Annotated in this window: 21 protein-coding genes and 1 riboswitch; of the genes, 12 read left to right on the forward strand and 9 right to left on the reverse strand. The window is 67.4% G+C overall.

The features are described from left to right. Positions 1-143 precede the first annotated feature (143 nt). A complete protein-coding gene (locus tag ACFWVD_RS06710) occupies positions 144-578 on the reverse strand; it encodes a MarR family winged helix-turn-helix transcriptional regulator (protein ID WP_379241032.1) in 435 nt (144 codons plus the stop codon). A 214-nt stretch (positions 579-792) separates the two neighbouring features. Then, a riboswitch (SAM riboswitch) is annotated at positions 793-907 on the forward strand. 39 nt (positions 908-946) lie between these two features. On the opposite strand from ACFWVD_RS06710, the gene ACFWVD_RS06715 reads away from it, so the two are divergent. Then, the gene (locus ACFWVD_RS06715) at positions 947-2,263 is read left to right on the forward strand and encodes an aminotransferase class V-fold PLP-dependent enzyme (RefSeq protein WP_379241033.1); all 1,317 of its coding nucleotides are present in this window, start codon (positions 947-949) and stop codon (positions 2,261-2,263) included. Between the two features lie 102 nt (positions 2,264-2,365). After that, a complete protein-coding gene (locus tag ACFWVD_RS06720) occupies positions 2,366-2,665 on the forward strand; it encodes an excalibur calcium-binding domain-containing protein (protein WP_379241034.1) in 300 nt (99 codons plus the stop codon). A gap of 18 nt (positions 2,666-2,683) precedes the next feature. Here the strand turns inward: ACFWVD_RS06720 and ACFWVD_RS06725 are convergent, their stop codons facing one another. From ACFWVD_RS06725 to ACFWVD_RS06735, 3 genes are all read right to left on the reverse strand, one after another. Further along, complete coding sequence (locus ACFWVD_RS06725) at positions 2,684-2,944, reverse strand: hypothetical protein (RefSeq protein ID WP_379241035.1); 261 nt, start codon at positions 2,942-2,944, stop codon at positions 2,684-2,686. A gap of 6 nt (positions 2,945-2,950) precedes the next feature. After that, the gene (locus ACFWVD_RS06730) at positions 2,951-3,418 is read right to left on the reverse strand and encodes a flavin reductase family protein (protein WP_379241539.1); all 468 of its coding nucleotides are present in this window, start codon (positions 3,416-3,418) and stop codon (positions 2,951-2,953) included. Between the two features lie 240 nt (positions 3,419-3,658). After that, positions 3,659-4,135 carry a YbaK/EbsC family protein gene (locus tag ACFWVD_RS06735; protein WP_379241036.1) on the reverse strand — a complete coding sequence of 159 codons (477 nt, stop codon included), beginning with the start codon at positions 4,133-4,135 and terminating at the stop codon, positions 3,659-3,661. A 109-nt stretch (positions 4,136-4,244) separates the two neighbouring features. Between ACFWVD_RS06735 and ACFWVD_RS06740 the strand changes: the two genes are divergently transcribed. The 3 genes from ACFWVD_RS06740 (at position 4,245) to ACFWVD_RS06750 (ending at position 7,312) form a co-directional block, all read left to right on the forward strand. After that, positions 4,245-5,066: a crotonase/enoyl-CoA hydratase family protein gene (locus ACFWVD_RS06740; RefSeq protein ID WP_379241037.1), complete on the forward strand. Its 822-nt coding sequence runs from the start codon at positions 4,245-4,247 to the stop codon at positions 5,064-5,066. A gap of 87 nt (positions 5,067-5,153) precedes the next feature. Then, complete coding sequence (locus tag ACFWVD_RS06745; RefSeq protein ID WP_379241038.1) at positions 5,154-5,645, forward strand: MarR family winged helix-turn-helix transcriptional regulator; 492 nt, start codon at positions 5,154-5,156, stop codon at positions 5,643-5,645. Beyond that, positions 5,642-7,312 (forward strand): DHA2 family efflux MFS transporter permease subunit, encoded by a 1,671-nt coding sequence (locus tag ACFWVD_RS06750; RefSeq protein WP_379241039.1) that lies wholly within the window; start codon positions 5,642-5,644, stop codon positions 7,310-7,312. The genes ACFWVD_RS06745 and ACFWVD_RS06750 overlap by 4 nt, the downstream gene beginning before the upstream one ends. Before the next feature lie 73 nt (positions 7,313-7,385). On the opposite strand, the gene ACFWVD_RS06755 is transcribed toward ACFWVD_RS06750, so the two are convergent. Continuing rightward, on the reverse strand, positions 7,386-7,874 hold the full coding sequence (locus tag ACFWVD_RS06755) for an inorganic diphosphatase (protein ID WP_266297542.1): 489 nt from the start codon (positions 7,872-7,874) through the stop codon (positions 7,386-7,388). 165 nt (positions 7,875-8,039) lie between these two features. Here ACFWVD_RS06755 and ACFWVD_RS06760 point away from each other — a divergent pair, with 165 nt between their 5' ends. Genes ACFWVD_RS06760 through hpt form a run of 4 tightly spaced genes read left to right on the forward strand, consistent with a single transcriptional unit; the run spans position 8,040 to position 12,219 of the window. Continuing rightward, positions 8,040-9,500 carry a D-alanyl-D-alanine carboxypeptidase/D-alanyl-D-alanine-endopeptidase gene (locus ACFWVD_RS06760; protein ID WP_379241041.1) on the forward strand — a complete coding sequence of 487 codons (1,461 nt, stop codon included), beginning with the start codon at positions 8,040-8,042 and terminating at the stop codon, positions 9,498-9,500. A 14-nt stretch (positions 9,501-9,514) separates the two neighbouring features. Then, entirely contained in the window at positions 9,515-10,576 is a 1,062-nt protein-coding gene (locus ACFWVD_RS06765) for a zinc-dependent metalloprotease (RefSeq protein ID WP_379241042.1), read from the forward strand. A gap of 20 nt (positions 10,577-10,596) precedes the next feature. Further along, positions 10,597-11,643 (forward strand): tRNA lysidine(34) synthetase TilS, encoded by a 1,047-nt coding sequence (tilS, locus tag ACFWVD_RS06770; protein ID WP_379241043.1) that lies wholly within the window; start codon positions 10,597-10,599, stop codon positions 11,641-11,643. 24 nt (positions 11,644-11,667) lie between these two features. Continuing rightward, positions 11,668-12,219, forward strand: coding sequence for a hypoxanthine phosphoribosyltransferase (hpt, locus tag ACFWVD_RS06775; RefSeq protein WP_379241044.1), 552 nt, complete (start codon positions 11,668-11,670; stop codon positions 12,217-12,219). Between the two features lie 55 nt (positions 12,220-12,274). Here hpt and ACFWVD_RS06780 read toward each other — a convergent pair whose 3' ends face one another. Next, positions 12,275-14,233: a serine/threonine-protein kinase gene (locus ACFWVD_RS06780; protein ID WP_379241045.1), complete on the reverse strand. Its 1,959-nt coding sequence runs from the start codon at positions 14,231-14,233 to the stop codon at positions 12,275-12,277. A gap of 110 nt (positions 14,234-14,343) precedes the next feature. Here ACFWVD_RS06780 and ACFWVD_RS06785 point away from each other — a divergent pair, with 110 nt between their 5' ends. After that, positions 14,344-15,765 carry an amidase gene (locus ACFWVD_RS06785; protein WP_379241046.1) on the forward strand — a complete coding sequence of 474 codons (1,422 nt, stop codon included), beginning with the start codon at positions 14,344-14,346 and terminating at the stop codon, positions 15,763-15,765. Here ACFWVD_RS06785 and ACFWVD_RS06790 read toward each other — a convergent pair. Together ACFWVD_RS06790 and ACFWVD_RS06795 are read right to left on the reverse strand one after the other, a co-directional pair. Next, positions 15,762-16,658, reverse strand: coding sequence for a LysR family transcriptional regulator (locus ACFWVD_RS06790; RefSeq protein WP_379241047.1), 897 nt, complete (start codon positions 16,656-16,658; stop codon positions 15,762-15,764). The two genes, ACFWVD_RS06785 and ACFWVD_RS06790, sit on opposite strands and share 4 nt — an antisense overlap. Before the next feature lie 414 nt (positions 16,659-17,072). After that, positions 17,073-17,345: a DUF2277 domain-containing protein gene (locus ACFWVD_RS06795; protein ID WP_379241048.1), complete on the reverse strand. Its 273-nt coding sequence runs from the start codon at positions 17,343-17,345 to the stop codon at positions 17,073-17,075. Positions 17,346-17,436: 91 nt separating this feature from the next. On the opposite strand from ACFWVD_RS06795, the gene ACFWVD_RS06800 reads away from it, so the two are divergent. After that, positions 17,437-18,294, forward strand: coding sequence for a DUF1266 domain-containing protein (locus tag ACFWVD_RS06800; protein WP_379241049.1), 858 nt, complete (start codon positions 17,437-17,439; stop codon positions 18,292-18,294). A gap of 31 nt (positions 18,295-18,325) precedes the next feature. On the opposite strand, the gene ACFWVD_RS06805 is transcribed toward ACFWVD_RS06800, so the two are convergent. Beyond that, a complete protein-coding gene (locus tag ACFWVD_RS06805; RefSeq protein ID WP_379241050.1) occupies positions 18,326-19,132 on the reverse strand; it encodes a hypothetical protein in 807 nt (268 codons plus the stop codon). Positions 19,133-19,534: 402 nt separating this feature from the next. Here ACFWVD_RS06805 and ftsH point away from each other — a divergent pair, with 402 nt between their 5' ends. Further along, a complete protein-coding gene (gene ftsH, locus ACFWVD_RS06810; protein ID WP_379241051.1) occupies positions 19,535-21,904 on the forward strand; it encodes an ATP-dependent zinc metalloprotease FtsH in 2,370 nt (789 codons plus the stop codon). Positions 21,905-22,048: the final 144 nt, after the last annotated feature.

Genomic DNA, 22,048 nt, shown 5'->3' on the forward strand with positions numbered 1-22,048 from the left:
CCTCTCATCGGTTGACCCCCATCGGTGGTGTCTGTTGTTTCATGAGCGGGTTACCGGAGGGCAAACGGGATGGTCACCAGATGCCAACGGTACTCGCGGAGGGACTTGCTCGACGGCAGCGTGCGGCGTGCCGTCGGCGCTGATCACGACGGCGATTCCGGCAACTCGCCCAGCGCCGTGACCACCAGTCGGTGCAGCGTGCGCTGTTCTTGTTCGTCGAGGCCGTCCAGCACTCGGGCGGTGGCTTCGACGATCAGTTTGTCGGTGCGCTTGCACTGCTTGCGCCCCGCCTCGGTGATCCGCAGTCGGTACTTGCGGCGATCCTTGCCGTCGCGGGTGCGTTCGACCAGGTCGGCGCGTTCCAACGCATCGATCAGCCGCACGACTTCGCTGCGGTCGATGCCGAGCGCGTCGCCGACTTTCTTCTGCGTCAGGTCGGCGTTCTCCTCGATGAAGGTGAGCACCCAGTGATCGCGCAACGGCACGTCGATCTCGGCGTGCAGCGCCTTGGTGAGCCGTCCGAGCGCGTACACCGGGTAGCGCGGCAGGCCGCGGACGGAGTTCGTGTTCGTGGACATGAGAGAGGACTCTAGCAAATAGTGGAGCCGCTCAATCATCTCGGGTGTCCATCATGGGGTTTTCAGATGGTTGAGAAGTGGGCGTGACCAGGCAACTCGGGGCAATCGCGCGATCTCGAAAATTCTGATGATCCCGACGTGTCGACCGCCCACTTCCTGTGACTCACGCCTTGACGGTTGACAGGTCCCGCGATCGTCTGTCACTCTCGTTGCAGGTCACGAGTACCAGTGTTCAGCCCCGGCTTGCTGGTCGGCAACCCTCCTCCGCGGTGGGGTGCTCCGGGTGACGACCTGGCTGACGTCCGCATCGGACGCGGCAAGCGCGGGCCAACTCTTCGAGCGGGTCCCTGAACCGACGGGATTTCGTCATGACTGCTGTAATCGACCCCACCTGTGCCATCGCCGCCGTGTCCGGCGCTGACCTGCGCGTTCCGCTCGTGCAGGGCGGCACGAGCACCTACGCCAACTTCGACTACGCCGCCAGCGCGCCCGCGTTGAAGCAGGTCACCGACCGGATCTCGCAGCTGCTGCCGTTCTACGCCAGCGTGCACCGCGGTGCCGGGTACGCGTCGCGGATCTCCACCGAGTGCTACGAGGCCTCGCGCGGCTCGGTCGCCCGGTTCCTCGACGCCGACGACGACCAGGTCGTCGTCTTCACGCGCAACACCACCGATTCGCTGAACCTGCTGGCCGGGTGCGTGCCGGGGGAGACCGTGGTGCTCGATATCGAACATCACGCGAACTTCCTGCCGTGGACCGAGCACGGTCGCCGGGTCGTGCGCGCCGGTGCCACCGTCGAGGAGACGGTGCAGCGGGTGGTCGCCGAACTGTGCAGCAAGCCCGCCGCGCTGCTCGCGGTGACCGGCGCGTCCAATGTCACCGGTGAGGTGCTGCCGCTGGAACGTCTCGCGCGGATCGCGCATCTGTGTGGTGCGCGCATCCTCGTCGACGCCGCGCAGCTGGCGCCGCATCGTCGGATCTCGTTGCGCGAGACCGGCATCGACTATCTCGCCTTCTCCGGGCACAAGCTGTACGCGCCGTTCGGCTCGGGCGTGCTCGTGGGTCGACGTGACTGGCTGGACCAGGGCGAGCCGTACCTGGCCGGCGGTGGCGCGGTGCGCAATGTCGGTGTGTCCGAAGTGGAATGGGCCTGCGCACCCCAGCGGCACGAAGGCGGATCCCCGAATGTGTTGGGCGCGGCCGCCATCGCCGCCGCCTGCGACGCACTCGCCGCCATCGACCCCACCGAACTCGTTGCGCACGAACGCTTCCTGGCCGACCGCCTCCGCGACGGCCTGTCCACGATCCCCGGCGTCGACCTGGTCACCATCTGGTCCGACAGCCCCGACTGTGTGGGCATCGTCGCCTTCACCGTCGCCGACTACGCCCCCGGCCAGGTAGCCGCCTACCTCTCCGCCGAACACGCCATCGGCGTCCGCGACGGCCGCTTCTGCGCCCACCCCCTCCTGGCAAGCCTGGGCCTGGACGCCGCCCTGCGCGCCAGCATCGGCCTCGGCACCACCGCCGCCGACGTAGACCGCCTGATCGACGCCGTCACCACCCTGGTCGCCACCGGCCCCACCTGGACCTACGCCCCCACCGACGGCCACTGGAACCCCACCCCCGAAACCCGCCCCCTCACCGCGTCTTCCCCCGAAGGCGCGGCCCCCTGCTTGATCGGGTAACCGCCAACCCGGCGTAATCGACCACTTCGACGCTCAAAAGTCAGAAAACTGATTTCGACGAGGCGAATTGGTCGATTACGCCAGTTTCGGCGGCATCCCCGCATGGGAGATCGGCCCATCGCCCGCGCCGGGTACTCGGAGGAGCCAGGCCCCGTGGTGCCGTCCACGACGCTCGCGCCACCTCCGCCGCCCGTCATCGTCCCTGTGCCCACCACGACCGTTGACGTGCCTGCCCCACGTGTTGCGCCCGTCCCCGCACCCGAAGTACCCGCGCCGGCCAGCGCCTACTACCCGAATTGCAAGGCGGCCAAAGCAGCCGGCGCCGCGCCGCTGCACCGGGGCGACCCGGGGTACAGATCCAGCTTGGACCGAGACGGGGACGGCATCGCCTGCGAAAAATAGTCTCGTCGTTCTTCCGGCCTAGTCGGCGGTCGAGGTCGAGTGCACGACATCGCCCGGCTGGACGAGCTGGGAGATCGTGTCCGAAAAGGTGAATGAGTATTCGCCTCTGGATGATCGGTGGAATTCGATCCACTGGAGGGTTCCGTCGGCGATCACCTCGTCGCCCCGCCGGAGTTCCACGTGGTCGCCCTGACGGAAGTCGCCGATCGCATAGCCCGTCACGAACGGGTTCGGTTTGTAGCTGACAGGGAAGACGCCGGTTACGCGGAACTCGCTCATGGACTCTCAGGTGTCGAGGGGGGTGGGGCGGTGGTATTTGCCGTTGTAGTACAGCAACGGGGCGGCTGAGGGGGATTCTTCGGTTTGGTCGTGGACTCGGGTTACCAGGCCTACGGCGAGGGTGTGGTCGCCCAGGTCTATGAGTTTGTGGAGGGTGGTGCGCAGCCAGATGGGGGTGCCGTGCAGGACTGGTTCGCCGGTGGGGAGGGTGGTCCACAGGGAGCGGTCGGTGAAGCGGTCGGCGGCGGTGCGGGAGAAGCGGTGGGCCAGGTCGTGTTGGTGTTCGCCCAGGAAATGGATGACCACGGAGTCGGCGGCGCGCAGGGCGTCGATGCTCGACGAGGTGTGGGCGATGTTGAACGAGACCAGGGGTGGTTCCAGCGACAGGGAGGCGAAGGAGGTGGCGGTGAAGCCGACGGGGCCGGTGTCGGCGTCGAGGGTCACCACGGTGACGCCGGCCGGATAATGGCGCATGGAGGCCCGGTATTGCTCGGCGGTGATCCCGCTCAGATCGTCGGGAACTACCAGGCCGGTCTCGGAAGGTTGTACATCGCCCACCGCTTCAACTTACGCCCGCCCAACCCGCGTTCCTGCGCCCGCGTTGTCCGATTGGTCTGACTGGGTGGTCGCGGTCGCGGTAAAAACGCAGGGCACAGGCCCGGGACAATCGGGGCGTCGGGTTTTCGATCTGCCTGCGCTCAATGCCGCGCGACTTCAGTCCAGGTCGAGCGGCAAACCCGCCGTGATACGGACCAGTTCGCGGAAGTTGGTGCGGAACACCGTGTTCGGGTGACCACCCGCCGCCCAGACTTCGGAGTGGGCGGCCAGCGCCGTATCGACCCAGGTGGGAAGGTTGGTGGGATGGCCGAGTGGCGCGGTGCCGTCGATGGGTTGGCCGGTGATGCGTTCGACCAACGGCGTGGGGGCGGGGGTCAGGGTGCCTTCGAGGCGTTTGCCCGTGCGGGTGAGGTCGACGTGGTGGTGGTCGGCTACCAGGATCAGGACCGGGTCGTCGTCGAGCAGGAAGACCTGGGCGGTGAGAATCGCGGTGGGGTGCGCGCCCATGGCGCGGGCGGCCGCGGCCGCGGTGGGGGACGGCGTCTCGGGGCAGACGATGACGCCGTGGTGCCCGCGGGCGATGAGAGTTTCCGCGACCCGGCATGCGACCGGCGGCAATGACGACCTGCGCATGTCATCCAGAGTAGGTCGATTGCCGGAAATGTGCTGTGTTACTGGAGTTCTGGTGCAGCCTCGGGGGTGCGAGACCGAGGTGGACGGGCCGGGAGGCGATAATCACCCCATGAGTGAATGGAAGGCTTTCGCCGTCGAGATCGCCGACAACGTCGCGCAGGTGACGTTGACGGGGCCGGGTAAGGGCAATGCGATGGGCCCGGATTTCTGGCGGGAGTTGCCGGAGATCTTCGCCGAGCTCGACGCCGACGCGCAGGTGCGGGCGGTGGTGATCACGGGGTCGGGCAAGCATTTCTCGTACGGTCTCGATCTGGCGGCGACCGCGGGGACGCTGGCGCCGGTGTTGGCCGATGACGCGAAGGCCGCGCCTCGTGCGAAGTTTCTCGAGGAGATCCGGCGGATGCAGGCTTCGGTGACGGCGCTGGCCGAGTGCACCAAACCGGTGATCGCGGCGATCTCCGGGTGGTGCATCGGTGGTGGGCTCGACTTGATCGCGGCCGCGGATATTCGGCTGGCCAGCGCGGACGCGAAGTTCAGCTTGCGTGAGGCGAAGGTGGCGATCGTCGCCGACATCGGTTCGCTGCAGCGGCTGCCGGGGATCATCGGCGAGGGCAATCTGCGGGAGCTGGCGTTCACCGCCAAGGACATCGACGCGGCGCGGGCGCAGCGAATGGGTCTGGTGAACGAGGTGTTCGACGATCAGGAGGCCGTGTTGGCCGCCGCGCACGCGATGGCGCGCGAGATCGCGGGCAACCCGCCGCTGGTGGTGCAGGGCATCAAGGATGTGCTCGAGCAGCGGACCGGTCCGGCGGTGGCCGAGGGCCTGCGTTATGTGTCGACGTGGAACGCCGCGTTCCTGCCGTCGAAAGACCTCACCGAGGCGATCACGGCGGTGTTCCAGAAGCGCGCACCCGAGTTCAAGGGCGAGTAAAGGCAGTTCAAACGGTTGCCCCGGCGACCGGTCTACGCACATACTTGTATCGAACAACTAATTGTATGATGCAAGTAAAGGTGGCACATGAGCGAGATCGAGCAGGCGATCGACACGATCGCCTCGCAGCTCGTCCGGCTGCACCGCCTGCGGGACCGGTCGCTGGCGCAGATGAAGGACTCCTCCGGCATCGACCCGGCCGGTTTCGTGGTGCTGTTCCGGCTGGTGTGTGACGGCGCGATGCGCTCGGGGGCGCTGGCCGACGCCGTGCACTCGGACGCGTCGACGGTGAGCAGGCAGGTCGCGCAACTGGTCGACCGCGGGCTGGTCGAACGCACCGCCGATCCCGACGACGGCCGCGCGACGGTGCTGCAGGCCACCGCCGAGGGGCGCGAGGTCGCCGCCCGCATCCGCGCCCGCAGGCAGGACAGCATCGCGATCATCACCGACAGCTGGTCCGCGGCCGACCGCGCGAGTTTCGCCGGGCTGCTCACCCGCTTCGTGGACGACTACGACCACGCCCGCGCCACCCTGCTCGCCCGGCCATCGGCCATCACCGCTTCGGAGAACGACTCGTGACCACCACTGCCACCCCCGCGGTGGATTCCCCCGCCGGCTTCACCCATCGCCAGATCCTGACCATCCTGTCCGGGCTGATGCTCGGCATGCTGTTGGCCTCGCTGGACCAGACGATCGTGTCGACGTCGATCCGCACCATCGCCGACGATCTCGACGGCTATTCACTGCAGGCATGGGCCACCACGGCCTACCTGATCACCGCCACGATCAGTACTCCTCTCTACGGCAAACTTTCGGACATGTTCGGTCGAAAGCCGTTCTTCCTGGCCGCAATTGGGTTGTTCATCATCGGTTCACTGCTGTGTACGCTCGCGACTTCGATGTATCAGCTGGCCGCGTTCCGTGCGTTCCAGGGTCTCGGCGCGGGCGGTCTCATGTCGCTGGCGTTGGCCATCATGGGCGACATCATCGGACCCCGCGAACGGGCCCGCTACCAGGGCTATTTCCTTGCGGTGTTCGGTATTTCGAGTGTGCTCGGTCCCGTGCTCGGCGGCCTGCTGGCCGGGCAGGACACGATTCTTGGCATCACCGGCTGGCGCTGGGTGTTCCTGGTGAACGTGCCGCTGGGGCTGCTCGCGCTGGTGGTCGTCACGCGCGTGCTGCACCTGCCACGCAAGCCGCACGCGACCCATCGCATCGACTTCGCGGGCGCTGTGGTGCTCGCGGTCGGACTCGTTCCGCTGCTGATCGTGGCCGAGCAGGGTCGCGAATGGGGCTGGGGGAGTGCGGGTTCAATCATTTGCTATGCGATCGGCGCGATCGGTCTGGTCGCGTTCGTCGCGGTCGAGAAGTTCATGGGTGATGCGGCGCTGATCCCGCTGCGAGTCTTCGACAACGTGACTTTCGCACTGGGCGTGGTGATTTCGTTCGTCGTCGGCGCGGCCATGTTCGGCGGGATGTTGCTGCTGCCGCAGTACCTGCAGGTGGTGCGTGGCGCCGGGCCGACCGAGGCCGGACTGCAGATGCTGCCGATGGTGCTCGGGCTGATGATCGGGTCGATCCTGTCAGGGCGGCTGATCTCGAAAACCGGTCGCTACCGCGCCTTTCCGATCATCGGCGGGTTCATGCTCACGCTGGGCCTGTTCCTGCTGCACCTGCTGGATGCCGACAGCCCGCTGTGGTTGGCGATGTTGTTCATGGCGGTCACCGGTTTCGGCCTCGGCAATCTGATGCAACCGCTGACGCTGGCACTACAGAATGCGTTGCCGCCCAAGGACATGGGCGTGTCCACCGCCTCGGCGACCTTCTTCCGGCAGATCGGCGGCACGCTGGGCGCGGCGGTCTTCCTGTCGATCCTGTTCTCACTGCTGGCCCCGAACATCACCACGGAACTGCAGCAATCGGCGAAGGATCCCGCCTACCAGCAGGCAGTGATCGAGGGCGCGCGCAGCTCGAACCCAGCGGACGTCGCCTTGTCGAAGGGCCTTCTCGCACAGGACACTTCGGCCGCGGGCGACGTGCTGAAAGACAGCTCGATCATCCAGCAACTCGACCCGGAACTGGCCAAACCCTTCCAGGTCGGTTTCGCCGACTCGATGTCGACGGTGTTCCTCGTAGCCTCCGCCGTGGCACTGATCGCGCTGCTGCTGGTGCTGTTCTGGAAGGAAGTCCCGCTGCGCATGTCCAGCGGACTGCAAGCGACCAAGGGTGGGGATGACCAGACCTAGGGGTGGCTGGTACTGACAGCAAAACGGGAAGTCCGAAAACCCTTCGGACTTCCCGTTTTTCGTCGGAATCAGCTCAGTGGCCGGATTCCTTCAGACGAGCGAAGGACTCGTCGATGATCTTCTCGGCCTCGGCGCGGCCCAGCCACTCCGAACCCTCGACATACTTGCCGGGCTCGAGATCCTTGTAGCGCTCGAAGAAGTGCTTGATCGCCGACAGTTCGAACTCCGAGACGTCGCCCAGGTCCTGGATGTGGTCCCAGCGCGGGTCGCCCGCGGGGACACACAGCACCTTGTCGTCGCCGCCGGCCTCGTCGGTCATGCGGTACACGCCCACCGGGCGGGCCTCGACGATCACGCCGGGGAACACCGACTCGGGCAGCAGCACCAGCGCGTCCAGCGGGTCGCCGTCCTCGCCGAGGGTGTTCTCGATGAAGCCGTAGTCGGCCGGGTAGCCCATGGAGGTGTACAGGTACCGGTCGAGCTTGACCCGGCCGCTCTCGTGATCGACCTCGTACTTGTTCCGAGAACCCTTGGGAATCTCGATGGTGACGTCGAACTCCACGCCATCTCCTTGCTCGTTCGAGTGCTGGTCTGTGCCGAATCGCCAGATCGTTCTGGGGAACCGGTGCGCAACGAGGATAGTGTGGTGTGCTGGTACACCGGTGCGGCAGGCGGCTGTAGTCGCACAGTCGAGGCGTGTCGGGCGGCGTTTGAGGGAGACACGGTCGTGACAGACGGCAGTAATCCGGGATCGCGAGCGCAGGGGCGCCGCGGGTCTCGCTGGATCTGGTTATCGGCGGTGGTCATCGCGGTGCTGGTGATCGCGGGGGGATTCGCGGCGATCGCGAAGCCGTGGACGCCGGAATTCCGGCACGGCGGGCTCACCGTGACACCGCCGCCGGACACCGGTCAGGTGTTCCCCGAGGTGGCGCCTGCCAGGTCTGACGCGCCCGCGCCGACGGTCGCGGGAATCGCCGCGGCGCTGGCTCCGGTGATCGGAAACCCTGATCTGGGCGCGTTCGCCGGGCAGGTCACCGATCCGAGCAGCGGGACGACGCTGTGGAGTCAGGACCCGACCAAGCCGATGATTCCGTCCTCGACGGCGAAGATCATGCTGGTCGCGGCCGCGCTGCTGACCCTGCCCGACGATCAGCGGGTGGCCACCAAGGTCCTCGCCGGTGCGTCCGGCGAACTGGTGCTGGTCGCGGGCGGCGACCCGACGCTGACCACGCAGCCCGCGGGCGGCTACTTCACCGACGGTGCCCGGATCTCCGATCTGGCCGCGCAGGTGCGGGCGGCGGGCAAGCAGGCGAATGCGATCGTGGTCGACACGTCGCTGTACTCGGGCCCGACGATGGCGCCCGGCTGGGATCCGATCGACGTGCCCGAAGGCTCTATCGCGCCGATCGAACCGATCATGATCGACAGCGGTCGCGAAGTCTTCTCGATCGACTATTCCCCCCGCACCTCGACCCCCGCTCTGGAAGCCGGTCGCGCGCTGGCCGCTGAGCTGGGGATCGATCCCGGCGCCGTGCGAGTGGATCCGGCGAAGCAGACCGGCACCGAGATCGCGAAGGTCGAATCGGCGCCGCTGCAAGTTCGCCTGCACGACATGATGATTCATTCCGACAATGTGCTGGCCGAGACCATCGGGCGTGAGTTGGCGCTGGCATCGGGGCAGCCCGCCTCCTTCGCCGGGGCCGCTGCGGCGACGTCGGCGGCACTGTCGGCGGCCGGATTCGATGTCACCGGACTGCATTTGGCGGATAACAGCGGACTGTCGGTCGATGACCGCGTCACACCGAAGCTGCTCGAGGCGATCATCGCCACCGCCGCGAAGCCCACCGGCAGCGGCGCGGTGATACCCGCCGGAACGCAAGCCAGGCCCGAAAGTGACCCGCGCGCAGCAGCTCTCGCGCCACTGCTGGACAACCTGCCCGTCGCGGGCGCCACCGGCACCCTGGCACCGCGCTACGCCCGCTTCATCACCCAGAACCGGCAGGGCGCGGGCTGGGTACGCGCCAAGACCGGAACTCTGAGCGTGGCCAGCGCGTTGGTGGGATATGTGCTCGACCGCGACGGACGAGTGCTCACCTTCGCGCTGATGTCCAACGATCGGCCGCCGGAAGTCAGCAGGCCGGCCCTGGACGCGGTGGCGGGTGCCCTGCGCGACTGCGGATGCTCGTAGAGAACGGGTGGCGGATGACCGACAAGACCGAGCACAAGAGTTCCGGGTTCAGCGGGGCGGTGGATTGGCGGCTGGCCGCGCGTACCGGGGCGCTGCTGGCACCCTCCGGGCCGCGTACTTCGCGGGAGGCCGCGGAACAGGTCGTCGACGAGTTGGCGTCGGCGTCGGTGCTGGCGGAGTTGCCGGTGCGCGAGGTCAGCGGGCTGCTCGACGATCGGCCGGTGCCGCAGGCGCGCATCGTCGACCGGCCGGGATGGATTTCCGCCGCCGCCGACTCGATGGCCGTGCTCACCGGGACAGAGTCCACTGACGGGGGCAAGCTCGCGGGGAAACCGGCAGGGATTCAGGCCGGGACGATGCTGGCCTTCCTGTCGACCGCGATTCTGGGCCAGTACGACCCGTTCACCGGCGAAGACGGCACGCTGCTGCTGGTCGCGCCCAATATTCTCGGCGTCGAACAGGCGCTGGGCGTGGATCCCAGCGACTTTCGGCTGTGGGTGTGCCTGCACGAGGTGACGCACCGGGTGCAGTTCTCCTCGGCGCCCTGGTTGGCCGGGTACATGCGCACGAACGTGGACATTTTGAGCGAGGTCGGCGAGGAACCGATGAGCGAGATGCTCACGCGGTTGCTCGGTGAGGTGCGGGCCCGGCGCAACGGGGACAACGCTGACGACCCGAACAGTCGCGGGGTGGTCGGCTTGTTGCGCGCGGCGCAGGCCCCGCCGCAGCGGGAAGCTCTGGACCGGCTGCTGATGCTCGGGACGCTGCTCGAAGGGCACGCCGATCATGTGATGGACGCCGTCGGGCCCGCTGTCGTGCCGACTGTCGCCGACATTCGTTCCGCGTTCGATCGGCGCAGGCAGCGGCCGTCGAATCCGATCCAGCGGCTGATGCGGGCCCTGCTCGGGGTGGACGCGAAGGTCGCGCAGTACGTGCGGGGGAAGAAGTTCGTCGACGCGGTGGTCGAACGAGTCGGCGCCGCGGAGTTCAACACGGTGTGGACCGACGGGGACACTTTGCCGCGGCTGGACGAGATCGACGAACCGGACCGGTGGATTCGCCGAGTACTGGGGTAGGCGATCGGTAACCTGCGGAGATGAGATTGCCCGAGACAGCGGCGGTGCTCGCTGTGCGGCGGGGTGTGCGGGAGTGGGTGGTCGCGCACGGTGGGCGGCGACCGGTGGTGGTCGGGTTGTCCGGTGGGGCGGATTCGCTGGCTTTGGTGGCCGCGGCTGTTGTCGAGGCGGGTGCGGTGACGGCTGTGGTGGTCGATCACGGGTTGCAGGAAGGGTCTGCCGAGGTTGCCGTGCGGGCGGCTGCGCAGGCGCGTGCGTTGGGGTGTGTGGAGGCGGTGGTCGTGCCCGTTCAGGTGGGGCGCGAGGGTGGGGTCGAGGCGGCGGCTCGGGCGGCTCGGTATGCGGGGTTGGAGTCGGTGCGCGACGGGCGGCCGGTGTTGCTCGGGCACACCCTCGACGATCAGGCCGAGACTGTGCTGTTGGGGTTGGCGCGGGGGTCCGGTGGGCGGTCCATTCACGGGATGGTGGCGTGGAAAGCGCCGTGGGGGCGGCCGTTGCTGGGGGTGCGGCGGGCGCAGACCGTGCAGGTGTGTGCGGATCTGGGGATCGAACCGTGGGACGACCCGCACAACGCCGACCTGAAGTACACCCGCGTTCGGGTTCGCAACGAGCTGCTGCCGCTGCTGGAAGACGTGCTGGGCGGCGGCGTCGCCAAGGCTCTCGTTCGCACCGCCGACCAACTGCGCGAAGACGGCGCCGTGCTCGACGGCTATGCCGACACCTTGCTGCAGGCCGCCCGCACCACCGACTCGACTGATCCTGACTCGCGCGGCCTCGCGACCACCGATCAACCCGGCAGTGGCCCCCGCGACACCCATCGACCGACCCTGTCGATCGAGATCCTGGCCACTGCCCCCGCCGCCCTGCGTCGCCGAGCAGTCCGCTCCTGGCTGGCCGATCAGGGCGTCACCGGCCTCGTTAACTCCCATTTACAGGCAATCGACGAGCTGGTGAGCAACTGGCGAGGCCAAGGTGGCGTGGCCGTGGGGGGCGGCACGCGGGCCCACAGGTTGGTCGTGACGCGCGAACATGGCACGCTGGCGGTGCGAGCACAGCCGCGCATTTGATGCCACGAAGGGACACCCACTTCCGTGTACGGAGACGACATCGCATCGGTGCTGATCACCGAAGACGAGATCAAAGCCAAGATCGACGAATTGGCCGAGATCGTCGCCAAGCGGTACCCGCCCGATTCCCCCGAAGGTGACCTGCTGCTGATCTGCGTTCTCAAGGGCGCGATCTTCTTCATGACCGACTTCGCCAGAGCGCTGCCGATCCCCACCCAGCTGGAATTCATGGCCGTGTCGTCCTACGGCTCGTCCACCTCGTCCTCGGGCGTGGTGCGGATCATGAAGGACCTGGACAAGGACATCGCGGGCCGCAATGTCCTGATCGTCGAGGACATCATCGACTCGGGTCTGACCCTGTCGTGGCTCAAGCGCAACCTGTCCACCCGCAACCCGGCCTCGCTGGAAGTAGTGACCCTGCTCCGCAAGCCCGACGCGCTGCGCACCCCCGTCGACGTCGCGCACGTGGGCTTCGACATCCCCAACGAGTTCGTGGTCGGCTACGGCCTCGACTACGCCGAGCGCTACCGCGACCTGCCCTACATCGGCACGCTCAACCCGGCCGTGTATTCCTGAACATTCCCGACTGCCCCGCCCCCGTATCGTGTTGCGGGGGCGGGGTTTTCGCGTGTCAGCTGACGACGCGTTCGAGCGCTTTCAGGTCGGCTTCCAGTTCCCGGAACAGCACGTACGAGCCGACGAACGCGATGATGCCGCCGATACACAGCACGCGCACGGCGACGATCACCGACGGGATGTCGGCGGGCGGTAGGAAGGTCAGACTCGCCACCGCCAGCAGCGGCACCGACGCCGCCACGGCCAGATACCAGGTGCATCGGCGGCTCAGTGCGCGCAGCCAGACGCCGTCGTCGTCGCTGATCTCGCCGTGCCGCAGGAACACCGGATAGATGCAGCGCACGAGGTAGAAGGTGACGAGGAAGAACGGGTAGGCCACCGCGATCGCGCCGCAGACCAGCAGCGATGCCAGGAAATGCACCACGGCGCGCCCCGGGACGTCACCGGTGGACAGTTGCAGGGCCACCGGGAACGTCAGGCCGGCCAGCGCCCACAGCGAGAACGCGACGATCACCGCGCGGTCGCCCAGCCGCAGCGAGTCCTGTCTGGCGCGGCGCAGGGTGTCGGGATCGTAGCGGCGGCCTTTGCGCAGGCCACCGGGTACCCACAGGACGAATCGCGACAGATAGATCAGCACCGCGGCGCCCGCGGGGAAGAAGATCAGGTTCACGCCCGCGGTGATGACAATGAAGGTCTGCTGGGCGGTTTCGCCGAGGCGACTGACCACCAGGGTCTGGTTGTGCTGGATGTTGTACCAGGACGCGAGGCCGTTGGGGATGCCGATCGCCAATACCAACACCAGCAGCGGCCACTTCCGCCACACCATCCGCGCACTGTTGGGCGGCGGATCGACCAGATCGCGAGCACGCTCGTCCAAACACAGGTCGAACTGCTTGGCCAGCACGCCACCGTCGGCCCACCGTCGCGACCGATCCTGGTCCAGGCACGTGAGCAGGACTCGGCGCAGCGCCGCCGGACAGTTCGCGGGCACCCGGTCCAGCGCGTCCGCGTCCACCCCGCCGGTGCGTCGTTCGAGCATCGCTTCGAGGGTCGTCTCGTCGCCACGTCCCGCAGCTTCGGCGGTGCTGTCGTCGAACGGCTTCGCCCCCGTCAACAGCTCCCACAGCACCACGCCCAGCGAATAGATATCCGCGCGCGTATCCAGATCGCCCGCGGTACGGCCGAGGTCGGGGTGACAGGCCTCGAGCTGTTCGGGCGACATGTACGACAGCGAACCGCCGAAATACGCCACCGGACTCGTGCCGTCGATCGTGCGACTGAAGCTGATGTTGAAATCGGCGAGCTTGGGCACACCTTCCGCGGTGAGCAGCACATTCGCCGGTTTCACATCGCGATGCAGCACGCCGTGCGAGGACGCGTAATCCAGCGCCTCGGCCAGCCGTCGACCCAACCACGCCACCGTTTCCGGCCAGCTCAGCGCGGCGATCTCGGCGCGCACGCTCGAGTCGGTGGGGCGGATCTCGCCCTTCTCCTCCATGGCCGCGTCCACCGCGTCCAGTAGCAGTCGGCCGCTGCGGTCGGCGGGCGCGGTCGCGCGCACCCAGCGCAGCAGGCCCAGCAGCGTGCCGCCGGGCAGGAACTGCATGTAGAGCAGGCGAAGCCGCCGCGAACCCGAAGGCGCGGAGTCGGTATCGAGTAGCTGTTGGTCGAAGACTCGCACGATGTAGTCGTGATCGAGTTGGGCCAGGGTCTGCGGTTCGGTGCCACGATCGGCGGAGATCTTCACCGCGACCAGCCGCTGCATCGACCGCTGCCGAGCCAGGAACACCCGCGCGAACGCACCCGAACCCAACCCGGTGAGCAGTTCGAAATCGCCGATCCGCTGGCCGATCTCGATCCGATCCAGCGGTTCGAACGCACCCGGCGTCGTGGTGACCGTCGCGGCCGAGGTGGCGGTGGGGTCGAGCTGCCCCGTGTCGGCACCCACATTTGTAGACCGACGGGTACTCGCGTCGGGTGGTTCACCGCTGGTCGTGCTGTCGCCCAAATTCATTTCGCCACACCCGCCGCCATCGTCGGACAGCCGTACCGAAAATGATAACTTGCGCCTTTAGAGCTGATCACCCGATTATCGACGATTGTGCGACGGGGGCGAATCCGCAGATGAACGAAGACCTCACAGCCATAGCCTGGGAATCCATCGACGACGAGGGCGTGACCGACGCGCCGGTGAGCATGAGCACCGGCCGCCCGAGCGCCGATGAATACCCCATCAGCGGGCCCGCGGCGGCGTTGGCCGCGCGGGTGCGCGCGGGCACGATCATGCCCGCCGACGTCACCGCCGACGCGCTGGCGCGGATCGCCTCGGAGAACCGCAAGATCAACGCGTTCACGGTGGTGCGCGCCGACAAAGCCCGAGCGGAAGCGCGGGAACTGACCCTGCGCGTCGACCTGGACGAGTTGCCGTTGGCCGGCGTGCCGGTGGCGGTGAAACAGAACATCGCGGTCGCGGGCGAAGCCACTCGCGCGGGTTCGGCGGCCACCTCGACCGAACCCGCGGCCGTGGATCACCCGGTGGTGGCCAGATTGCGGGCCGCGGGCGCGATCGTGGTCGGGTTGACGGCCATGCCCGAAATGGGGCTGTGGGCCAGCACCGACGCCCCGGGCCGCGTGACCCGCAATCCGCGCGATGTCGGCCGGTCGACCGGCGGTTCCTCGGGTGGCGCGGCCGCGGCAGTGGCCGCCGGACTCGTCCCGATCGCCCATGGCAACGACGGGCTCGGCTCGATCAGGGTGCCCGCCGCAGCCTGCGGAGTGTTCGGTATCAAGCCGGGTAGACACGTGGTGCCCTCGCAGATCGGCGCGGACTCCTGGGGCGGTTTGGCCGAGAACGGCGTACTCGCCACCACGGTCTCGGACGCGGCGCTGGCACTATCGGTGCTGGCGGGCCGCTCCGACCTGGCCGAACTACGCAAACCGCAGCGACTACGCGTCGGACTCGCCGTGGCTCCGCCGTCGCGACTTGTCCGCATGGATCGGCATTGGACGGCGGCTGCGCGTACCGCGGGTGCGCGCGCGGCGGTGGCCGGGCACGAGGTGCAACCGGTCGAACTGCCCTATGGCGACGCGGCGCTGTTGATGTTGCTGCGCTGGCCGAGCGCCGGTCTGGGCGATGCCGAGGCGCTGGCGAATCCCGAATTGCTCGAGGATCGGACCAAGCGTCATCTGGCGTTGGGCGCGGTGATCCGGCGTCTGGGTTTGGTGCGACCGAGTCAGATCGACCGGACCGAAGCCAGGCTGCTCGAATTCTTCGAGAACTTCGATGTGGTGATCACCCCGACCCTGGCCGCGCGACCGCCCAAAGCCAGGCAGTGGAGTGGGCGCGGGTGGGCGGCGAATGTGGTGTCGTCGGTGCGCTACGCACCGTTCACCGGGCTGTGGAATCTGCTCGGCTGGCCCGCGGCGTCACTGCCGATGGGCACGCATCCCGAGGCGCACACGCCGTTGGCGGCGCAGTTGGCCGGTCCGCCGGGCAGCGAGGCCACTTTGCTCGGCCTCGCCGCCCAACTGGAACTGACGAATTAAACCGCGATCGGCTGCGGCTGCGGGGTGGGCTCGGAGAAACCGCCGTCCACGGCGCGACCGGCGAATTCCAGAATGGTCGGACGGGTGTCGTCGGCCCGCCACGCCACGGCCAGCTCACACGGGGTGAGACCGGCGACCGGACGCGCGGTCAGCCCGGGCCAGCGGTACATCGGCACATTGTTCTCGGCCAACAGGCACACACCGAGACCAAGGCTCACGGCCTCGAGCTTGTCTTCGGGGGTGGCCGCCTCGGCGCCGATCTTGGCCGCGCGACCGCCACGGGCGTCGTTGCCCAGCCAGAAGTCGCGCACCGCACCGGCTTCGGTGGGCAGCGCGACGAACGGCTCGTCGAGCAGGTCGGCGAAGTCGATGGTCTCCTGCTCCGCCAGCGGATGGGTGTCGGGCAGCAGCACCCAGCGCGGCTCGGTGCGCAGCACCTGCCAGCGATACCGGTTGGAGTCGGGCAGCGGCAGCCACACCAGCGACAGGTCGGCCTGACGACCGGCAAGCCCACTGGACGGGTCGTTCCACGACGCGGCGTGCAGGGCCAGACGGTGACCGCTGGCGCTTTCCAGGTCGTTGAGCAGCCCGCGACCCAGCGCGGACTGGATGCCGACGCGCAGCACCTCGCCTGCTTCCTGGAGGGACACGTTGGTCACCTCCCACAGCTCGAGGATCTTGCGGGCGCCGTCGAGCAGTTCCTTACCGGCGACGGTCAGGGCAACGCTGCGTTGGTTGCGGTCGAACAGGACCACGTCGAGCTGGCGTTCCAGCTGGCGGATCTGGCGCGACAGCGTCGGCTGAGCGATGTGCAGCCGCTGGGCGGCGTTGGTGAAATGCAGTTCCTCAGCGACGGCGACGAAATACCGCAGATCGCGCAAATGCGGGTCCATAGCACCTTGCTATCAGAATAAGTCGGGAAAATCCAGCCAAAATAGGCAAGGAAGTTCGCGGAAGTGGATCAAAACAGTCACCAGGTTGGTATCGCACAGCATATGGCCTGCCATGGTGAGCTGCATCATCGAGTTGCCTTTTTCCTACCGCGGCCGATTCCGGCCGGGTGTGGAGGCGCTGACCTGCGCGAATGCGGCTCGATTCACACGAATGGGCCGACTGTGGGTCATGTCCCGATGGCATGGTTCGGGAGGCGAGTGCGCCGCTGACCACTTACTCAGCGGGCTTGGAGCACCTTTAGTGAGGTTGATCACAAAAAGGTTTCGTTCATATTGTTCAGGCCGGTCAGTGGCCCGAACATGCGTCAACCGCGCCCCGTCACGTGATGGGGCGGGTGGGGTCGTACGCGCGGATCAGGAAGTCTGTTGAGCTTCTTCGTCGCGCGCGGCGATCCGACGCAGCGGCGGTTCGGTCGGCGGGGGCACCCGACGATCCGGTAACTCCTCGAGCAGCGCGGTAGTGGCCGCGGCGATGGCGGCGACGGCCTTGTCGACGGCGGGTTTGGTGGCACTACTGAGGCCGGAGATGCCGCCGACTTTGCGCACATATTGCAAGGCGGCAGCGTAGATCTCCTGCTCCGTGGCGGCAGGTTCCAAACCACGCAAGACGGTGATATTTCTACACATGACAGCACCATAGACCTGTGAGGCATGACACGACAGGTGAAGGGATTCGCACGCCCCACGTGATCGCGGTCACCGCACTAGACTCGGCCGCATGCCTGCCAGGGGAGTACCAGCGCTGACCACTTTTCCCTACCCCGAACTAGACGAACGCGAAGAAGATCACTGGTCGGGCGCGGGCTGCAGCGACGACGAACTGCGCGCACTGGCGCTCGGCGCCTTCTACTCCACCCGTTGGGACGCCTTCCACGACGCGATGCTGCTGGGTCCCGAACGCGAACATCCGCTGGGTGACCGCCGCGAACTGGCCATCGACACGCTGACCGGTGCGTGGGGCATCACCGACGGCACCGAGGCGCGCGCGTCGATGGAACAGTTGCTCGAAGGCATGCACGCACCGCTGTACTCGCTGGTGCATCCGCTGGTGATGGCCTCGGTCAACGCCAGCGAGCGCGACCGTTTCGGTGAACGCGCCGACAAGCAACGCGCGTTCCTTCGCCAGGTCGGCTCGTTCAGGGGGATGGACAACCCCGAAGCGCTGGTGCGCGACTACGACATCTGGGCGCAGGCCATCAAAATCGGCTTCACCGACCATCTGTCGCGCCCGCTGCCCAACGACATCCACGCCTGGGACCTGGCCCGCGTGGTCGCCGTGGCGCGCATGGCGTTCACCGCCGGCTATATCGACGCCGACGTGGCCTGGGAATACTGCATGCGCGCGCTGGCCCCCGCGCAACGCCGCTACCGCAACTGGCGCCAATTCGGCGACGCCTACCTGGCTGGCTGGACCTACTGGCAGGCCACCGAGGACCTGGCCGAACTGAAGAACGGCGGCGTCGACCGGCGCATGGAACTGATCCGCCTGTGGACCCGCCCGACCAGCCCGTGGCGGCGCATCGAACTCAACGAACCCGATAAGAAGCCCGAAACCGAAGCGGCCGAACCGAATTGAGCATTCGGTCCGGCCGTCTGGCGACTGTTGTCTACAGGCTGCGCAGAATTCCGCGACCGTAACGCTGGAACTGGGTGTCGTCGACCATGCCCAGCGAATGCCGCTCGACCAGTAATTCCCACTCCGCGTAGAGCTGATTGACGCCGGGATCCGCGGGCCCGGACGCGCCGTCGGCGGCCTGCCTGCGCACCGCGAAATTCACCGCGCACGTGACCCTTTCGGTGTCGGCGCGATCCACGCCGGCGAAATGCAGCGTGCGATTGCCGTCGTTGATATCGATCCCGGATCCGCCGTGGCGGGTATCGATCTCACCGGGCGCGCTGTGCCCCTCGACCGTGCGGGCGCCCAGAATCGCGGCCACCGCCAGTTCGAAGGCATAACGCTCGCCGGTGCCGATGGAGATGAACAGCACCCGGGTGGTGGTCGCCGCGAGCAGGCCGGTGCCCGAACCCGCGGGCGGGGTAGCCACCGTGATGGCGGTTTCCAACACGTACTCGTCGGGGGTGACGTACCGGTTCAGCGCGTTGATCGCCGAACGGGCGTCCTTGCGCGGCGCCATCCGGCGTACAGCCCGCTCGACATCGGCGCGGGTCGGACCCGACTTGCCCCACTCGGGAGCGGGCGGGGTGAGATCGGGCGCGGCCACGTCGATGCGCTTGGTCGCCATGATCTGATCGTTGATCCGGTCGACGATGCCAAGGGCCGCGGGCACGTCGTGCTCGGCGATGAGCACCGGCAGCGGTGTGCGGTCGGCGGGAACTCCGGTGAGCACCGCGGTGGGATAACGCAGGTAGATCTCGATCACTACCGCTTCGTCGGCCCGCCTGTTCAGGCGCACTTTGAGCAGGTCGGCAATGGGAACGTCGAGTACCCGTTCGCCGTCGGTACCAGGACGCAGGACGACAAGCCGTCCACCGCCATGGCGCAGAATCGCTGTGGGTGTTCGTAGCTCGACGATGGCTGTACCCCCTGCGCTGTAGTTGTGTCGCCGCCCACGATAGGGCGGGCATGACATGATTGTGGCCACTTGCCACAACCCGGCTGGAGAGTTCGGGAACCTCTCACGTTCTCCGGCCGTTTACCAGTGCAACTGCACCAGCAGCCGAACTGCGCGATGTATCGAACTAGACCGTACGCGGTAACGTGGCATGTCCGCATCCGAAACCCGCCGAACTCGACGCTTCGCTAGGCACACCCGGAGAAATAACCGGAAAGGACTGGGCCGTCCGGCCGACGCTCTATGAACCGCAAGACAGTGTTTCGCACTTTGGCGATCATCTCGGGCATCATGCTCATGATCTGGCTGTTCAGCTTTCTCAGCGATGACACGCGCGGCTGGGAGAGTGTCGACACCTCCGTTGCGCTTGCCCAGCTCGAAGACAAAGCGAACGTCAAGAACGTGCAGATCGATGACAAGGAGCAGCAGCTCCGCATCGAACTGAACAACGGCAACGAGGCCACGAGCAACAACGCCAAGATCGTCGCCAAGTACCCCAGCGGTGGGGAGAACTCCGCGCAGGTCCTCGATGCCGTGCAGAAGTCCGGCGCCCCCTACGACACCGTGGTCAAGCAGGAGAGCTGGCTTTCGCAGCTGCTGCTGTTCATCGTGCCGATGGTGCTGTTGGTCGGCCTGTTCATCTTCGTGATGTCGCGCATGCAGGGCGGTGGTCGCGGCGGCATGATGGGCTTCGGTAAGTCCAAGGCCAAGCTGCTGACCAAGGACATGCCCAAGACCACGTTCGCCGATGTGGCCGGTGCCGACGAGGCCGTCGAAGAGCTGTACGAGATCAAGGATTTCCTGCAGAATCCGGCCCGCTACCAGGCACTGGGCGCGAAGATCCCCAAGGGCGTGCTGCTGTACGGGCCGCCAGGAACCGGTAAGACGCTGCTGGCCCGCGCGGTCGCGGGCGAGGCCGGGGTGCCGTTCTTCACCATCTCCGGTTCGGACTTCGTCGAGATGTTCGTCGGTGTGGGTGCCTCGCGTGTGCGTGACCTGTTCGAGCAGGCCAAGCAGAACAGTCCCTGCATCATCTTCGTCGACGAGATCGACGCGGTCGGCCGCCAGCGCGGTGCGGGCCTGGGCGGCGGTCACGACGAACGTGAGCAGACGCTGAACCAGCTGCTGGTGGAGATGGACGGCTTCGGCGATCGTTCGAACATCATCTTGATCGCGGCGACCAACCGTCCCGACATCCTCGATCCCGCGCTGCTTCGCCCCGGTCGTTTCGACCGGCAGATCCCGGTCGGCAACCCCGACCTGGCCGGTCGCCGCGCGATTCTGCGCGTGCACTCGGCGGGCAAGCCGATCTCGCAGGACGCCGATCTCGAGGGTCTGGCCAAGCGCACGGTCGGTATGTCCGGCGCCGATCTGGCCAACGTGATCAACGAGGCCGCGCTGCTCACCGCCCGCGAGAACGGCACGGTCATCACCGGCGAATCGCTCGAGGAATCGGTGGATCGGGTGATCGGTGGCCCGCGCCGCAAGAGCCGGATCATCAGCGAGCACGAGAAGAAGATCACCGCCTACCACGAGGGTGGCCACACGCTGGCTGCCTGGGCGATGCCCGATATCGAGCCCGTCTACAAGGTCACCATCCTGGCCCGCGGCCGCACCGGCGGTCACGCCATGACCGTGCCCGAGGACGACAAGGGCCTGATGACCCGCTCGGAGATGATCTCCCGGCTGGTCTTCGCGATGGGTGGTCGCGCGGCCGAGGAACTGGTGTTCCACGAGCCCACCACCGGCGCTTCGTCCGATATCGACCAGGCCACCAAGATCGCTCGCGGCATGGTCACCGAGTACGGCATGAGTGCCCGTCTGGGTGCCGTGCGCTACGGCCAGGAGCAGGGCGACCCGTTCCTTGGCCGTTCGATGGGCGTGCAGCCCGACTACTCGCACGAGGTCGCGCGCGAGATCGACGAGGAGGTGCGCAACCTCATCGAGGCCGCGCACACCGAAGCCTGGTCCATCCTCAGCGAATACCGCGAGCAGCTCGACACTTTGGCGACCGCGCTGCTCGAGCGCGAAACGCTGCACCGCAAGGATCTCGAGAAGATCCTGGCCGGCGTCGAGAAGCGTCCGCGCATCACCGCGTTCAACGATTTCGGTGACCGGCTCCCGTCGGACAAGCCGCCGGTGAAGACCCCGGGTGAGCTGGCCGTGGAACGTGGCGAGCCGTGGCCGCCGGTGCAGCCCGCGCCGGTGCCGCTGCCCAACGGCGCGCCGCCGGTCGAGCCCAACGGGTACCAGGGTCAGCCGTACGGTCAGCCCGCACCGCCCGCCGCCGGGTACCCGCTGCCCGCAGCGCCGACCCAGGCGTTCCCGCGGCCGTCGGGCACGCACGGTTCACGGCCCGATTACGGCGCTCCCGCCGGTTGGTCGGCGCCCGGTTGGCCGCCGCGCGACGAGCAGACACCGCATCAGCCGCAGGCCCCCCAGCAGCAACCGCCGCAGGATCAGGGTCAGGGCAGTGCGTGGGGTCGACCCGATCAGCAGCAGCCGCGGCACGCCAGCGACGGCTTCCAGCCGTGGGGCGCACAGCCGCAGCCGCCCGCGCGCGATCCCGAGCCGGACAACAGTGAATGGGAAGGGCCGAACGGCCGCCACTGATCGGCTGCCGACTAGGCTCGATCGTCGAATGCCGCACGATCACCGTCGCACCGACGGGTGATCGTCGGCGTTCGACACCGGTTCTCGACCCGCCCGACTCCAGACCGATCGGCGGGTGAGAACCCCGCGGCACCAGCCGCGAAT

The organism is Nocardia sp. NPDC058666, assembly GCF_042714895.1.
In the GTDB taxonomy this organism is placed as follows: Bacteria; Actinomycetota; Actinomycetes; order Mycobacteriales; family Mycobacteriaceae; genus Nocardia.